General features: G+C 71.3%; 15 protein-coding genes. 2 read left to right on the top strand and 13 right to left on the bottom strand.

What is annotated here, in order from left to right; translation table 11 throughout:
• Nucleotides 1-33 precede the first annotated feature (33 nt).
• Nucleotides 34-1182 (bottom strand): bifunctional diaminohydroxyphosphoribosylaminopyrimidine deaminase/5-amino-6-(5-phosphoribosylamino)uracil reductase RibD, encoded by a 1149-nt coding sequence (ribD, locus tag ABE957_RS16890; protein WP_349759836.1) that lies wholly within the window; start codon nucleotides 1180-1182, stop codon nucleotides 34-36.
• Nucleotides 1179-1667, bottom strand: coding sequence for a transcriptional regulator NrdR (gene nrdR / locus ABE957_RS16885; RefSeq protein ID WP_349759835.1), 489 nt, complete (start codon nucleotides 1665-1667; stop codon nucleotides 1179-1181). Before nrdR ends, ribD begins: the two co-directional genes overlap by 4 nt.
• 126 nt (nucleotides 1668-1793) lie before the next feature.
• On the opposite strand from nrdR, the gene ABE957_RS16880 reads away from it, so the two are divergent.
• Entirely contained in the window at nucleotides 1794-3629 is a 1836-nt protein-coding gene (locus tag ABE957_RS16880; protein ID WP_349759834.1) for a sugar phosphorylase, read from the top strand.
• A gap of 35 nt (nucleotides 3630-3664) precedes the next feature.
• On the opposite strand, the gene ABE957_RS16875 is transcribed toward ABE957_RS16880, so the two are convergent.
• Complete coding sequence (locus ABE957_RS16875; RefSeq protein WP_349759833.1) at nucleotides 3665-4141, bottom strand: copper chaperone PCu(A)C; 477 nt, start codon at nucleotides 4139-4141, stop codon at nucleotides 3665-3667.
• Between the two features lie 237 nt (nucleotides 4142-4378).
• Here ABE957_RS16875 and dsbG point away from each other — a divergent pair, with 237 nt between their 5' ends.
• Complete coding sequence (dsbG, locus tag ABE957_RS16870; protein ID WP_349759832.1) at nucleotides 4379-5137, top strand: thiol:disulfide interchange protein DsbG; 759 nt, start codon at nucleotides 4379-4381, stop codon at nucleotides 5135-5137.
• Between the two features lie 73 nt (nucleotides 5138-5210).
• Here dsbG and ABE957_RS16865 read toward each other — a convergent pair whose 3' ends face one another.
• The 10 genes from ABE957_RS16865 to ABE957_RS16820 all read right to left on the bottom strand — a co-directional run bounded on the left by ABE957_RS16865 (nucleotide 5211) and on the right by ABE957_RS16820 (nucleotide 13496).
• A complete protein-coding gene (locus ABE957_RS16865; RefSeq protein WP_349759831.1) occupies nucleotides 5211-6176 on the bottom strand; it encodes a c-type cytochrome in 966 nt (321 codons plus the stop codon).
• Nucleotides 6173-6868, bottom strand: a complete 696-nt coding sequence (locus tag ABE957_RS16860) for a c-type cytochrome (RefSeq protein ID WP_349759830.1) — start codon at nucleotides 6866-6868, stop codon at nucleotides 6173-6175. The genes ABE957_RS16865 and ABE957_RS16860 overlap by 4 nt, the downstream gene beginning before the upstream one ends.
• A complete protein-coding gene (locus ABE957_RS16855; protein ID WP_349759829.1) occupies nucleotides 6865-8250 on the bottom strand; it encodes an ATP-binding protein in 1386 nt (461 codons plus the stop codon). Before ABE957_RS16855 ends, ABE957_RS16860 begins: the two co-directional genes overlap by 4 nt.
• Nucleotides 8247-8948 (bottom strand): response regulator, encoded by a 702-nt coding sequence (locus ABE957_RS16850; RefSeq protein WP_349759828.1) that lies wholly within the window; start codon nucleotides 8946-8948, stop codon nucleotides 8247-8249. The genes ABE957_RS16855 and ABE957_RS16850 overlap by 4 nt, the downstream gene beginning before the upstream one ends.
• A 147-nt stretch (nucleotides 8949-9095) precedes the next feature.
• The gene (locus ABE957_RS16845) at nucleotides 9096-9524 is read right to left on the bottom strand and encodes a DUF6691 family protein (protein ID WP_349759827.1); all 429 of its coding nucleotides are present in this window, start codon (nucleotides 9522-9524) and stop codon (nucleotides 9096-9098) included.
• Nucleotides 9521-9994, bottom strand: a complete 474-nt coding sequence (locus ABE957_RS16840) for a YeeE/YedE family protein (RefSeq protein ID WP_349759826.1) — start codon at nucleotides 9992-9994, stop codon at nucleotides 9521-9523. Before ABE957_RS16840 ends, ABE957_RS16845 begins: the two co-directional genes overlap by 4 nt.
• Nucleotides 9995-10028: 34 nt before the next feature.
• Nucleotides 10029-10220 (bottom strand): YgaP family membrane protein, encoded by a 192-nt coding sequence (locus ABE957_RS16835; RefSeq protein WP_349759825.1) that lies wholly within the window; start codon nucleotides 10218-10220, stop codon nucleotides 10029-10031.
• On the bottom strand, nucleotides 10217-12073 hold the full coding sequence (locus tag ABE957_RS16830) for a SulP family inorganic anion transporter (protein ID WP_349759824.1): 1857 nt from the start codon (nucleotides 12071-12073) through the stop codon (nucleotides 10217-10219). Before ABE957_RS16830 ends, ABE957_RS16835 begins: the two co-directional genes overlap by 4 nt.
• 59 nt (nucleotides 12074-12132) lie before the next feature.
• Nucleotides 12133-12552 carry a protein tyrosine phosphatase family protein gene (locus ABE957_RS16825; RefSeq protein WP_349759823.1) on the bottom strand — a complete coding sequence of 140 codons (420 nt, stop codon included), beginning with the start codon at nucleotides 12550-12552 and terminating at the stop codon, nucleotides 12133-12135.
• Between the two features lie 59 nt (nucleotides 12553-12611).
• Entirely contained in the window at nucleotides 12612-13496 is an 885-nt protein-coding gene (locus ABE957_RS16820; protein WP_349759822.1) for an MBL fold metallo-hydrolase, read from the bottom strand.
• Nucleotides 13497-13789 lie beyond the last annotated feature (293 nt).

Below are 13789 nucleotides of genomic sequence, written 5' to 3'. Positions count from 1 at the left end.
ACCGCTCACCGCTCGTCACGGGGCGAAGGTTGCTCAGGAAGCAGACATGGTCGGACGCGTGGGCCTTGCGGTGATGCGCCAGTCCTGGCCCACGGCGCGGATGTCGAGGATCTCGACCCCCTTCTGCTGGGCCATCAACGAGAGGCCGGGCAGCGCGAAGAGCGGACGCGCCTCGCCGCCGAGCAGGGTCGGCGCCACGAACAGCTGCATCTCGTCTATCAGGTTCGCCTCGAGCATGGCGCCGGCGAGCGTCGCCCCGGTCTCGAGCAGCACCTCGTTGGCCTGCTCCGCCTCGGCCAGGTGGTGCAGCAGGGCGTCGAGATCGACCCGACCGTCGGCGGCCGCCGGCATCACCACCACCTCGGCGCCGGCCTCCTCGAGCCGCGCGCGGCGCTCGGGCTCGTGATCGGCCAGGGTCGCCACCAGGGTGCGGCCCGGCTCGCGCAGGCAGGCCGCCGCCTGGGGCAGGCGCAGACGGGAGTCGACCACCACGCGCAGCGGCTGGCGGGCGGCGATCGCCTCGCCGTCGGGCAGCGCCAGCTGCTCGGCGCGCACGGTGAGGCGGGCGTTGTCGAAGATGATCGACTCCACCCCGGTGAGGATAGCGCTGGATCGCGCGCGCAGGCGCTGCACCTCGCGGCGCGCCTGGGGCCCGGTGATCCACTGGGACTCGCCGGAGCGCATGGCGGTGCGCCCGTCCAGGCTCATGGCCATCTTCAGGCGCACGAAGGGCCGACCGTGGGACATGCGCATCACGAAGCCGGAATTGAGCGCCAGCGCCTCGTCCTCCAGCACACCCACCGTCACCTCGATAGCGGCCTCGCGCAGCAGGGCGATGCCCCGGCCGGCGACCTGGGGATTGGGGTCCTGCATGGCGACGACGACCTGGGCCACTCCGGCCTCGACCAGCGCCCGGGCGCAGGGGCCGGTGCGGCCCTGATGGGAGCAAGGCTCCAGGGTCACGTAGGCGGTGGCGCCGCGGGCGGCCTCCCCCGCCGCGCGCAGGGCGTGGACCTCGGCGTGGGGCTCGCCGGCCCGCTCGTGCCAGCCCTCGCCGACCACCCGCTCCTCCTTGACCAGCACGCAGCCCACCCGGGGGTTAGGGTCGGTGGTGTAGCGGCCGCGCTCGGCGAGCTTCAGGGCGCGGGCCATCCAGGTCTCGGGCAGGGTCGCGGCGCTCATCCGCGTCCTCCGGCGGGGTCGTCGGGGAAGCCGGGCTCCTGGGCGAGGCGGTCGATCTCGGCGCGGAACTCGTCGATGTCCTGGAAGCGGCGGTAGACCGAGGCGAAGCGGATGTAGGCGACCTGGTCGAGGCGCTTGAGAGCCTGCATGACCTCCTCGCCGATGTCCCGGGCGTGGATCTCGCGCTCGCCGCGGGCCCGCAGGTGCTGGCGGATGCGCTCCACCGCCGCCTCGATCGACTCGGCGCTCACCGGGCGCTTCTCCAGGGCGCGCAGCATGCCGGCGCGCAGCTTGGCCTCGTCGAACACCTCGCGGATGCCGTCGGACTTGATCACCCGCGGCATCACCAGCTCGGCGGTCTCGTAGGTGGTGAAGCGCTCGCCGCAGGCCGCGCACTGCCGACGCCGCCGAACCTGATCACCCTCGGCCACCAGGCGGGAATCGGTCACGCGCGTATCGTTGGCGCCACAGAAGGGGCAATGCATAGGGGGTAACCCGACGTCGAAAAGAGGCTGTCGCGGCATTGTAACGGTTCACGGGCAGAGCGCCCAGCGGCGTGGCTGGCACGGCTGCTGCAAGGCACTGGTATCCCCAGGCCAACGGAGGCCACCATGTCCCAGCCCCGCTCGCTCGCCCGCCCCCTGGACGAGGCGGGCTTCATGGCCCGCGCCCGCGACCATCTCGGCGTCCTCTACGGGCCGCGCCGCGAGGAGGTACTGCGCCGCCTGCTGACGCTGCTCTCGCACCATCGCGGTGCCCTGCCCCCTCGGCGGTTCGAGGCCGCCGCGCCCTTATGGAGCGAGCGCGACCAGTGGCTGATCGGCTACGGCGACAGCCTGGTCGACGGCGACGCCCCGCCCCTGGCGGTGCTGCTGGCCTTTCTCGAGGCGCGCCTGCCCGAGACCTTCAGCGGCGTGCACGTGCTGCCCTTCTTCCCCTGGAGCAGCGACGACGGCTTCTCGGTGATCCACTACCGGGAAGTCGACCCGGCGCTGGGCGACTGGGCCGACATCCGCCGGCTGGCCGAGCGGGGCGACCTGATCGTCGACCTGGTGCTCAACCACGTCTCCCGGGAGTCGCTGTGGTTCGTCGACTACCTGAGCGGCAGCCTGCCGGGGCGCGACTACTTCATCGAGATGGCCCCGGACACCGACCTCTCCGCCGTCGTCCGGCCGCGCAGCAGCCCGCTGCTGGTGCCGGTGCCCACTCGTCGCGGCACCCGCCACCTGTGGGCGACCTTCTCCGAGGACCAGATCGATCTGAACTTCGCCAACCCCGACGTGTTGCTGGAGTTCATCGGCATCCTGCTCTTCTACCTGGAGCAGGGCGCGCGGGTCATCCGCCTGGACGCCATCGCCTTCCTGTGGAAGATCCCCGGTACCTCCTGCCTCCACCTGCCCGAGACCCACGAGGTAGTGCGGCTGCTGCGCGCCGTGGTCGACCACCTGGCGCCGGGCACGCTGCTGCTCACCGAGACCAACGTGCCCCACCGGGAGAACCTCAGCTACTTTGGTCTGCAACGCCTTTCAGGCGGAGGTCTGGATCGTCTCTCGGACGGGGAGAACGAGGCGCCGGCGACGCCGGACGAGGCCCACCTGGTCTACCAGTTCCCGCTGCCGCCGCTGCTGCTGCATACCCTGACCAGCGGCGAGGCGGCGACCCTGGCCGACTGGCTCGGGAGCCTGCCCGACCTGCCGCCGGGCTGCAGCTACGTCAACTTCACCGCCAGCCACGACGGCATCGGGGTGCGGCCGCTGGAGGGCTGGTTGCCGCACCACGAGGTCGAGGCCCTGCTGGAGCTGATGCACCGCTTCGGCGGCTTCGTCAGCATGCGTACCGATGCCGAGGGGCACGACGTGCCCTACGAGATCAACATCACCTGGTTCGAGGCCATGAAGGGGACCCGCCGCGGCGCCGATCCCTGGCAGGTGGAGCGCTTCCTGTGCAGCCAGCACCTGATGCTGGCCCTGCAGGGCATTCCGGCGCTCTATGTCCATTCGCTGACCGCCACCCTCAACGACCTGGAGGGGGTCGAGCGCACCGGCCGCCTGCGCGCGATCAACCGCCACCGCTGGCATGCCCCGGCGCTGGAGGAGCTGCTGGAGAGCCGCAACACGCAGACCCGAGAGGTGTTCCTGGCCCTGACGCGGCGCCTGGCGGTGCGCCGCCTAGAGCCCTGCTTCCACCCGGATGCGCGCCAGCGCGTGATCCCTTCCTCGCCAGCGCTGCTGGTGCTGGAGCGGGGGCCGCTCGACGACGGCCGGCGCCTGCTGGCGATCCACAACGTCACCGACCGCCGCCAGCCGCTCGCCCTCGAGGCCCTGGCCGAACCCGGCTGGCACGACCTGCTGGAGGACGCGCCCTGGACTGGAGAAGAGACCGGTGAAGAGCGCGGAGAAGAAAGCCTCGCCCCCTACCGCAACCTGTGGCTGGTGAATCCCGGATGATCGATGGCGATGATCAACGAGCGTGGTCAGTGGGCCTAGTGCGTGCCCTTCTCGTCTCCCTTCATCTCCATCGGCTGCACCCGCTGGACCGGCGCATCAACCGTCAGGGTCTCGCCGTTGTCAAGGGTCAGGGTCAGCGCGACGCGCTCGCCCTCGGCCGGGGTCGCGGCCAGCTCGAACATCATCAGGTGCCAGCCCCCCGGCGCCAGCCGCACGGTCTCGCCGGCCGGCAGCGGAATCGCCTCGACCCGGCGCATCTGCATCACGCCGTCGACCATCATATGGTGGTGAAGCTCGAGGTGGCCGGCCAGCGGCGAGGCACCTCCGACCAGCGCCAGGTCCGTCTCGCCCGGGTTGGTCAGCGTCATGAAGGCGGCGGTGGTGGCCGAGCCCGGCGGCACGGCGCGCACCTGGGCACCCTCGACGGCGATCGCGTCGGCCTGGGCGGCGGCGCCAAACAGCGGCAGGGAAAGCAGGGAAAGTATGAATAGCGGACGGGCAACGCGGCGCATGGCGAGGGACTCCAGCAGTCAGGAAACGGCAGTCGGGTTGGTCAACGCCCCTATCCTGCCACGGCGCCGCCGGCGAGCGGGATGCGACATCTCGCCCCGCCGGTTCCGGGATTAATCCATGGCTAATGCCCGCGTGGCAGGATGGGAACTTCGGGGCCCGGCGCGAGTCCCCTCGTCACCCCCAACGACATCCCCTCACGACATCATTCCACGACAGCGCTTTACAAGGACATCGCGATGCGAACCCTCTCCCTGACGGTCGGCCTGCTCTCGCTGACCGCCGCTACGACGCTTTCCGCCGACACCTCCTGGCCGGCCCCGATCCAGGCCTTGGTGGAGGAGGGCCTGGAGGTGCACGCCCGCTTCGAGGCGCCGGGAGGGCTCGATGGCTTCGCCGCCAGCCATCGCGGCCGCGAGATGGCCGTCTACCTCACCCCGGACGGCGAGCACGCGGTGGTCGGGACCCTGATCGATGCCCAGGGCAACGATCTCTCCGCCGCCCCGCTGGACGAGCACGTGCGCAGCGCCCAGGAGGCCGAGGTGTGGCAGGCGCTCGAGCAGAGCCATTGGATCGCCGATGGCGACCCGGACGCCGAGCGCATCCTCTACACCTTCACCGACCCCAACTGCCCCTACTGCGAGCGCTTCCACGCGCAGAGCCGCCCCTGGGTCGAGGCCGGCCGGGTCCAGCTGCGCCATATCATGGTGGGCATCCTGAAAAGCGACAGCCCCGCCAAGGCCGCCGCCCTGCTCGGCGCTGACGATCCCGCCCAGGCGCTGCAGGCGCACCAGCAGAGCGAGAGCGGCATCGAGGTCTCGGCACAGCCGCGCGAGATCGAGGAGCAGGTGCGGGCCAACAACCAGCGCTTCGAGGGCCTCGGCCTGATCGCCACCCCCACCACCTACTATCGCCGCGACGACGGCCGCCTGGAGCAGGTCCAGGGCGCCCCCGAGGAGGCGCGACTGATCGAGCTGATGGGCTCGCCGCGCCCCTGAAACTCGCTCTAGAAAGACGACGGGCCCCGCTGCCATGGCAGCGGGGCCCGTTGCATTGGCCCGGTGGCTGGGTTCAGCCGTCGAGGGGCCGCGGGTTCTCGCCGAAGTCGGCGTGGTCGCCCAGGCGCCGGCCGTCGATCTCGTCCCCGTAGTAGCCGTGATGGTTATGGAAGGTCGCGTCGGTCTCCTCCAGGGTCTCCAGGGTGCGGCGCCGCGGGTCCTGGGGCCGCTCATGGCCGTTGATGAACGCCGCCACGTCCCAGGCCTGCTGGTCGGAGAGGGAGTAGGGCTTGCCCAGCGGCATATTGGCCTTGATGAAGTTGGCCGCCGTGTTCACGCGGTGCATGCCGGCCCCCCAGTTGTAGGCGCCGTCGCCCCACAGCGGGGGAAAGACCTGGCGCTCGCCGACCCTCTGGCCCTGGCCCTCGTCGCCGTGGCAGACCGCGCACTGCGCGGCGTAGACCTCGGCGCCGCGGGCCCGGTCGGGCGCCTGCTCGGCCTCCTCGAGGGCGGGATAGCCGCGGCCGGGCAGCGACTCGTTGATCGGCGCGCCGGTCGACATCCAGTGCAGGTAGGTCTGCATGGCCACCAGCGGCTCGCTGCCGGTCGGCGGCGGCGTGCCGTTCATGGAGTAGGTGAAGCAGCCCTGGATCCGCTCGGCCAGGGTGTTCACCTTGTCGTTCTTGCCGCGGTAGGCCGGATAGACGCCGAAGGAGGCCCACATCGGCGCCGAGTTGGCCAGGCGGCCGGCGTCGAGGTGGCAGTTGGCGCAGTTCTGGTCGTTGAAGACGTACTCGCCGCGCAGCGCCTGGGTGTCGACGAACAGATCGCGCCCCTTGCGCACCATGTCGCCGTACTGGTTGTCGGGCAGGTCGCGCTCGTGGGGCGGCGTGAAGGTCACCTCGCCCTCGGGGGCCTGGGGCAGCGGGATCTGGTAGTCGCGCTCGACGCCCTCGTCCTGGGCCAGGGCGGCCGTCGAAAGGGCGAGGGTCGCGACCAGGGCCGTCGCCTTCAGCGGCTGGGATGTGCGCAGGCTCATGGGGCGTCCTCCTCGGATGACGGGGCGTCGGGCTCGGCGAGCGTCGCCGGCAGGGTGGCGTAGTAGTCGGCGATCATCGTGATCTGCGCCTCGTCGAGGCGCTCGGCGATGCCCGCCATCAGCCGGTTGGGGTCGTTGTGGCGCGCTCCGTCGCGCCAGGCCTCGAGCTGCGCCTCAAGATAACCGGCATGCTGGCCGGCCAGCGGCGGGAAGACCGCGCCCACGCCCTGGCCGTTGGGCCCGTGGCACTGGTTGCAGGCCGGGATCATGGCGTCCTCGGCCCAGTCGCCGCGATTGGCCAGCCACTCGGCGGCGTCCTCGGGATCGGCCGGTTGATACGCCGTGGGCAGCGTCGGCCAGGACGCCATCTCGGCGTAGTAGGCCGAGACGTCGGCGATCTGCTGGTCATCGAGCATGTTGGCGAACGGCATCATGGTGGCGCTCTCGCGGCGACCCGCCTTGATGTCGTGCAGCTGCTTGGCGATGTAGGCCGCCGGCAGTCCCGCCAGGCGCGGCCAGGACTCGCCGTTCGGATTGTCCATGCCCATGCCGTCGGCCTGGTGGCAGGCCACGCAGACGCCGGCCGCCTGCTGGCCGCGCTCGGCGTCGCCCTCCAGGGCCTGCGCCGACGCCTGAACCGACGCCAGGCCAAGCACCAGCCCGACGCCACTCGCGATCCGTATGATCGTCATCTAGGGTTCCCCTCGTCATTGTCGTTGATCCCTTGCAGGGACTCTGGTCGGGCCGGCGGCACCGGTCCCGTCGTCAGCGGCAGCGTCAGCCGCGCCTCGAGCCCGCCCCCCTCGGGACGGGCGAAGGCCAGCCGGCCGCCGAAGCGCTCGGCGATGGCGGCCACGATGGCAAGCCCCAGCCCGCTGCCCTGCTGGGGGCTCGCCCGCCAGAAGCGCCGGGGCAGCTGGTCGAGCTCGGCCTCCGCGACCCCGGGGCCGTGATCCCTGACGCCGAAGGTCAGCGTCCCGTCCAGCGCGTCGCGCCGCGCGGTGATCGCCACCGGGCTCCCCTCGGGCCCGTGGCGCAGGGCGTTGTCCACCAGGTTGCGCAGCGCCGTGATGGCGAGTTCCCGGGGCACCGCGAGCTCCCCCGCGGGCCAGGCGCTCGGGCGCGTGACGCGCGCCCGCTCGCTCGCCGCGGCGTCGCGCAGCGCCAGCTCCGCGACGTCCCCGGCGCAGCTGGCCTCGCCGTCCTCGAAGTGCACCCGCCCCTCGACCCGGGCCAGCATCAGCAGCTGGTCCAGGGTGCGGGAGAGCCGGGCCACGCCCTCCTCGGCGTGGTCCAGCGCCCGGCGCGCCGCCTCGCCCTCGACCCGTCGCGCCACCTGCAGGTGGGTCTTGATGGCCGTGAGCGGCGTGCGCAGCTCGTGGGCCGCGTCGTTGGTGAAGCGCTGCTCTCGGACGATGGCCTGCTGGATGCGTGCCAGCAGGGCGTTGAGCGCATCCACCAGCGGGCGGATCTCGTGGGGCACGCCGTGGGTCGCCACCGGCGCCAAGGCGTCCGGATGGCGCCGCGCCAGGGCGTCGCGCAGCCGCTCCAGGGGCTTGAGCCCGCGCACCACGCCGATCCACAGCGCCAACAGGCTGCCCGCCAGCGCCACCACGAAGGGCACCACCGCCACCTCCAGCACGTTGGCCATCAGCAGGTCGCGCTCATCCATGCGATCGGCGGTGGTGATGGTCAGGCCGTTGCGTTGGTAGGTGAACACCCGCCAGGTCACGCCACCCTCCTCGCGATAAGCGTGCCCGGGCTCGCTCGCCTTCAGGATCTCCTGCATGTCGGTATGGGTGCGGGCCAGGATCTCGCCGCGCGGCGAGTGCACCTGGCAGGCCAGCCCCTCGATGGGCGGGATCGAGAGCGCCCGCCGGTCGGCCTGCTCCCACACCTCCACCGGCAGTTGCGCCATCAGCCCCGAGACCATGCGCGCCGACTGGGCGAGGCGCTGGTCGAGGGTCGCCTCCACCTGCTGGTAGAGATCGCGCATCAGCCAGGCGGCGGCGAGCCCCCACAGCAACAGCAGCGTGGCCCCCAGGGTCAGCACCAGGCGCGTGCGCAGGCTCATGGGCGACCAGAGCCGGCACGGCGCGGCGACTCGACCGCCTCGGGCGGGCCGAGCCGGTACCCCAGCCCGCGCACCGTCTCGATCACCCGGCTGCCGAGCTTGCGGCGCAGGTGGTGGATGTGGACGTTGAGCGCGTTGCTCTCCACCTCCTCGTTCATGCCGTAGAGGCTGTCCTTCAACTGCTCGGCGCTGAGCACGCTACGCGGCGCCTGGAGGAAGGCCTCCAGCAGCACCAGCTCGCGGCGCGACAGCGCCACCGGCCATCCGGCCACCGTCACCTCCCGGGAAACGGGATCGAGGCACAGCGCGCCGTGCTCGACCAGGGCCCGGGCGCGTCCGGCGGCCCGGCGCAGCAGCGCCAGCAGGCGCGCCACCAGCTCGTCGAGGTCGAAGGGCTTGACCAGGTAGTCGTCGGCGCCGACGTGCAGCCCCTCGATGCGATCGCTCACCGCGTCGCGGGCGGTGAGGATCAGCACCGGGGTGTCGATGCCGGCCGCCCGCCACTCCTCGAGCAGCGTCATGCCGTCGCCGTCGGGCAGGCCGCGGTCGAGGATCACCACGTCGCTGGCCACCGTCTCCATGGCGGAGCGGGCCTCGCCAATGGAGCCCACGCTGTCGACGACGAAGTCGTAGACGCCGAGCCCGGCCTGAATGCCCGACGCCACCAGGGCGTCATCCTCGATGAGCAGTACGTGCATGGCAGGAAATCCTCGTGAACTGCGACATCTTGTCACCGGGCCATTAAGCGGGCGTTAAACCGCACCGCCCACGCCGCCCGGGCATGCCGTCCATTGGTCGATAGCGCGCCTCCCCCGGGGTGAGAGAGGCGCGGGAATGAGCAGCGGTCAGCCCCGGGCGGGAACCGCCTGGGCCGCAAACCAGCCGACCACCATCGCCACCAGCATGGCGGCAAGCGGCGCGGTGAGCCCGGCGAGGGAGGCGAAGGCCGGCCCCGGGCAGTAGCCGGAGAGCCCCCAGCCGATGCCGAACAGGGCGGCCCCGCCGAGCAGCCGTCCGTCCAGGTCGGTGCGGGTGGGCAGCTGGAAGCGCTCGCCCAGCAGCGGATGGGGGCGGCGCAGCACCAGCCGATAGCCGATGAAGTTGGTGATCACCGCCCCACCCAACACGAACATCAGGGTCGGGTCCCAGGCGCCGGCGACATCCAGGAAGCCGAGCACCCGGGCCGGGTCGGTCATCCCGGAGACGGCGAGGCCGAGGCCGAAGAGCAGCCCGGCGACGTAGCCCATGAGGGTCTTCTGGGTCTCGCGCCTCATGCGCCACCTCCGATCACGTGACGCACCACGAAGACGGTGACGATCGCCGCCGCCAGGAAGGTCAGGGTGGCCACCAGCGAGCGCCTCGAGAGCCGCGCCAGGCCGCAGACGCCGTGGCCGCTGGTGCAGCCGCTGCCGAGCCCGGTGCCGAGCCCCACCAGCAGGCCGGCGGCGAGCATCAGCGGCACGCCACCGGCGGGCGCGCCGATCACTTGGCCGGTCACGTCGACCCCGCCGCCGGCGACATTGCCCAGGCCGCCGCCAAGAAGCATCAGCGCGATCGGGCCGCTGACGAGCCCCAGCAGGAAGGCCAGCCGCCAGGCGCTATCGCCCCGGGGGCGCTGGGTGACCAGGGTGCCGATGATCCCGCTGATGCCGGCGATGCGGCCCAGGGTCGCCATCAGCCAGGTGGCCGAGAGGCCGATCAGGATCCCCCCGATCAGCCCCTGCAGGCTTGCCGTCCAATCCACGTGTCGTGCCCTCCCCTATGCGTGTGTCGATCGTTCACTTCTGCCGCTTGCAGGTGCTGATGCCCAGCAGGCGATAGGCCGGGCAGGTGTTGAGCAGGCCGGTGACCAGCGGCAGCAGGCCGATCCAGCCCCAGGCGCCGACCTGTCCGGTGATGGCCAGGCCGATCAGCACGGCGCCGATGACGATACGCGCGAGCTTGTCGATACCGCCGACATTGTGAGTCATGGTGCGTCTCCTCGGTGTGCGCGAAAACGCCCTTCAACAGGGGCATTTCCCGTGATGGGGCCGAGCCCCGGGTCGGATGGGCGTGGCGAGGCGGCGTCATGGAGCCCTGCCCCACCGCAGGCCGCCCGGGACGTCTCGGCCGCACGCTCGTCGTGGAGCGCCCGCCAGGCATCGAAGGTGCTCAGGAAGACGCGGCCGGTCAGCGCCCGGCAGAAGGCGGTGTGCTCCAGGCGGTCCATCACCGGCCCCTTGACCTCGGCCAGGTGCAGGGTAATGGCGGCGTCCTTGAGACGGGCATTGATCGCCTCCAGGCTCTCCAGGGCCGAGGCGTCGATGACGTTGACCGCCTGGCAGGCCAGCACGATATGGGCCACGCCCGGCTGGCGGGCGGCGATCGTCATCACGGTATCCTCGAGGAAGCGGGCGTTGGCGAAGTAGAGGCTCTCGTCGACCCGCAGGATTGCCAGCCGCTCGTCGGTCTCGACCGCGTGGCGCCGCACGTTGCGAAAGTGTTCGCTGCCGGGCACCCGCCCCACCACGGCGCTGTGCGGCCGGCTGGTGCGATAGAGGTGCAGGCCCAGCGACAGCCCCACGCCGACCAGGATGCCGCTCTCCACCCCGTGGACCAGGGTCAGCACCAGGGTCGCCAGCATGGCCACACCGTCGGCCCGGGAGTAGGCCCAGGTGCGCTGGATGGCGGGCAGGTCGATCAGGGTGCCCACCGCGACGATGATGGTGGCGGCGAGCGTCGCCTTGGGCAGGAAGGCCAGCGGGGCGGTCAGGGTGAGGGTCGCCACGGCGATGCCCAGGGCGGTGAAGGCGCCGGCGAGCGGCGTGGCGGCGCCGGCCTCGAAGTTAACCACCGAGCGCGAGAAGCCGCCGGAGACCGGCGAGCCGCCGCTCGTGCCCGCCCCGAGATTAGCGAGCCCCAGCGCGATCAGCTCCCGGTTGGGGTCGATGCGCTGGCGGCGCTTGGCGGCCAGGGTCTGGGCCACCGAGACCGACTCCACAAAGCCCACCAGGCTGATCAGCACCGCCGCCGGCGCGAGCGTCGACCAGAGCTCGGGCTCCAGGCTCGGCAGCGCCAGCGTCGGCAGGCCGCTCGGGACCTCGCCGACCAGGGCCACGCCCTGGTCGGCGAGCCCCAGTCCCCAGGCCAGCAGGGTGGTGACGATCACCGCCGAGACCGGCGCGGCCTTGGCCATCAGGTCCGCCGCGGTCGTCGACAGCCCCAGGCGGGTGAGCCAGCCCTTGAGCCTGCGCCGACAGATCAGCAGGTACGCCCAGACGCCCAGACCGATCGCCAGGGTGATGGCATTGGTCTCTTCGAGCCCCGCGATCAGCGCCGAGCCGATCTCCATCAGGTTATGGCCGGAGGCCTCCACGCCGAGCAGGTGGCGCAGCTGGCTGGCGGCGATCAGGATGCCCGAGGCGGTGACGAAGCCCGAGATCACCGGGTGGCTCAGGAAGTTGGCCAGAAACCCCAGGCGCAACAGGCCCATGCCCACCAGCACCAGTCCGGAGAGTGCGGCCAGCACCAGGGCGGCCCCGACGTACTCGGCGCTGCCGGGCGCCGCGATGCCGGCGAGCGCCGAGGCGGTCATCAATGAGGCCACCGCCACCGGCCCCACCGCCAGGGTGGCGCTGGTGCCGAAGAGGGCGTAGAGCACCAGCGGCAGCATGCTGGCGTAGAGCCCCACTTCCGGGGGTAGCCCCGCCAGCAGGGCGTAGGCCAGCGCCTGGGGCACCAGCATCAGCGTCACGATCACCGCGGCCAGCAGGTCACGCGCCAGGAGGTCACGCCGATAGCCGTGCAGCCAGCCGATCAGGGGAATCCATCGGGAAGGGATCATGGGCGTCTCATCATCGGTCGTGAACTCGGCTCAGTCGCGGCGCGCGGGGCGTCCGCCTGTCAGACCTTGATCAGCTCGCGGATGGGCTGCGGGTCGTGGCCGGCGGCGTGAGCCGCGGCCAGCAGGGCCCGAATGTCACAGCCGGCCTGGCGGCTGCGCGCCTGGGCCCAGAGATGCACGGCGCGCTTGCCGGTCTTGCAGAAGGCCAGGATCGGCGTGGGCAGCTCGTCCAGCGCCTCGCCGAAGGCCGCGATGTCCGCCTCGGCGTAGTCGCCCGGCGTCACCGGGATCGAGCGCCACTCGAGGCCAAGCTCGGCGGCCCGCTCCCGCAGGGGGCGGTCGTCGGGGTGATCCTCGGCCTCGCCTGGGCGACGGTTGCAGATCACCGAGCGAAAGCCGCGACGGGCGAGCTCGTCGAGGTCGGCGGGGGTCACGGCATCGGCGATGGCGAAGCCGGGTTCGAGTTCATGGATCTGCATGAGCACTCCTGTTGGGGATGGCGTGTGCGTGAGGCGTCAGTCGATGGGCCGACCTGAAATCAGAACTTGTTGATCGGCACCTTGAGATAGACCTGGCCGTTCTCCTCGGCCGGCGGCAGGTGGCCGGCGCGCATGTTGACCTGCACCGAAGGCAGGATCAGCTTCGGCATGCCCAGGGTGGCGTCACGCTCGGTACGCATGGTCACGAAGGCGTCCTCGCTGACGCCCTCGTGGATGTGCACGTTATGAGCCCGCTGCTCGGCCACGCTGGTCTCGTGCTGATATGTCTCGCGCTTCGGCGCCTTGTAGTCGTGGCAGAGGAAGAGGCGCGTCTCGTCCGGCAGGGCCAGCACCTTCTGGATCGAGCGGAAGAGGGTGCGCGCATCGCCGCCCGGGAAGTCGCAGCGGGCGGTGCCGTAGTCCGGCATGAAGAGGGTGTCGCCGACGAAGGCGGCATCGCCGATCACGTAGGTCAGGCAGGCCGGGGTGTGGCCCGGGGTGTGCAGCACCCGCGCCTCGAGCCCGCCGATGGCGAAGGTGTCGCCCTCCTCGAAGAGACGGTCGAACTGGCTGCCGTCGCGGGCGAACTCGGTGCCGGCGTTGAAGGCCTTGCCGAAGACCTCCTGCACCACGGTGATCTTGGCGCCGATGCCGGTCTGGCCGCCCAGCGCGTCGTTCAGGTAGGGCGCGGCGGAGAGGTGATCGGCGTGGACGTGGGTCTCGAGGACCCACTCGACCTCGAGGCCGTGCTCGCGCACGAAGGCGATGATCGCGTCGGCGGAGCGCACGTCGGTACGGCCGGCGGCGTAGTCGAAGTCGAGCACCGAATCGAGGATCGCACAGGCGCGGCTGTCGGGATCCCGCACCACGTAGCTGAAGGTGTTGGTGGGCTCGTCGAAGAAGGGGGTGACGCCTGGCCGGGATGCGCTGGACTGCTGGGACATGAGGGACGCCCTCCATCGAATGTCGCTGTCGAAGTGTGGGATCAGCGTAGCGCAATAACCGTTCTAAGGATAGACCGTTTTGCTATACATATTCGTCATGAAAGGCCTCCCGACGATACCGCGCCCGCCATCGGCTAGGCCCGTCGCCGCGGCGACGGGCCTCGTGGTGAAGCGCCTTGATCGGGCGCTCGCCCGACGGGCACGACCTCAGTCCCAGTCGGCACCGTCCAGGGCATCCAGCGGAAACGTGAGGCAGCGCTTGCCGTCGGCCTCGGGCGCCGGCAGGTGCCCGA

The sequence above is a fragment of the Halomonas pelophila genome (assembly GCF_040196315.1).
Lineage (GTDB): Bacteria > Pseudomonadota > Gammaproteobacteria > Pseudomonadales > Halomonadaceae > Halomonas > Halomonas pelophila.
This window is presented reverse-complemented; position numbering and strand designations above follow the sequence as displayed.

What these genes read in the sequence shown, in the direction of transcription:
- ABE957_RS16850 (WP_349759828.1), bottom strand. Translation starts at nt 8,948, where the DNA reads ATGCACGTACTGCTCATCGAGGATGACGCCCTGGTGGCGTCGGGCATT.
- ABE957_RS16855 (WP_349759829.1), bottom strand. Translation starts at nt 8,250, where the DNA reads ATGAGCCTGCGCACGCGCCTGGTGCTGACCCTGGGGGCCACGCTGCTG.
- ABE957_RS16875 (WP_349759833.1), bottom strand. Translation starts at nt 4,141, where the DNA reads ATGCGCCGCGTTGCCCGTCCGCTATTCATACTTTCCCTGCTTTCCCTG.
- ABE957_RS16830 (WP_349759824.1), bottom strand. Translation starts at nt 12,073, where the DNA reads ATGATCCCTTCCCGATGGATTCCCCTGATCGGCTGGCTGCACGGCTAT.
- ABE957_RS16845 (WP_349759827.1), bottom strand. Translation starts at nt 9,524, where the DNA reads ATGAGGCGCGAGACCCAGAAGACCCTCATGGGCTACGTCGCCGGGCTG.
- ABE957_RS16865 (WP_349759831.1), bottom strand. Translation starts at nt 6,176, where the DNA reads ATGAGCCTGCGCACATCCCAGCCGCTGAAGGCGACGGCCCTGGTCGCG.
- ABE957_RS16880 (WP_349759834.1), top strand. Translation starts at nt 1,794, where the DNA reads ATGTCCCAGCCCCGCTCGCTCGCCCGCCCCCTGGACGAGGCGGGCTTC.
- nrdR (WP_349759835.1), bottom strand. Translation starts at nt 1,667, where the DNA reads ATGCATTGCCCCTTCTGTGGCGCCAACGATACGCGCGTGACCGATTCC.
- ribD (WP_349759836.1), bottom strand. Translation starts at nt 1,182, where the DNA reads ATGAGCGCCGCGACCCTGCCCGAGACCTGGATGGCCCGCGCCCTGAAG.
- dsbG (WP_349759832.1), top strand. Translation starts at nt 4,379, where the DNA reads ATGCGAACCCTCTCCCTGACGGTCGGCCTGCTCTCGCTGACCGCCGCT.
- ABE957_RS16835 (WP_349759825.1), bottom strand. Translation starts at nt 10,220, where the DNA reads ATGACTCACAATGTCGGCGGTATCGACAAGCTCGCGCGTATCGTCATC.
- ABE957_RS16825 (WP_349759823.1), bottom strand. Translation starts at nt 12,552, where the DNA reads ATGCAGATCCATGAACTCGAACCCGGCTTCGCCATCGCCGATGCCGTG.
- ABE957_RS16820 (WP_349759822.1), bottom strand. Translation starts at nt 13,496, where the DNA reads ATGTCCCAGCAGTCCAGCGCATCCCGGCCAGGCGTCACCCCCTTCTTC.
- ABE957_RS16860 (WP_349759830.1), bottom strand. Translation starts at nt 6,868, where the DNA reads ATGACGATCATACGGATCGCGAGTGGCGTCGGGCTGGTGCTTGGCCTG.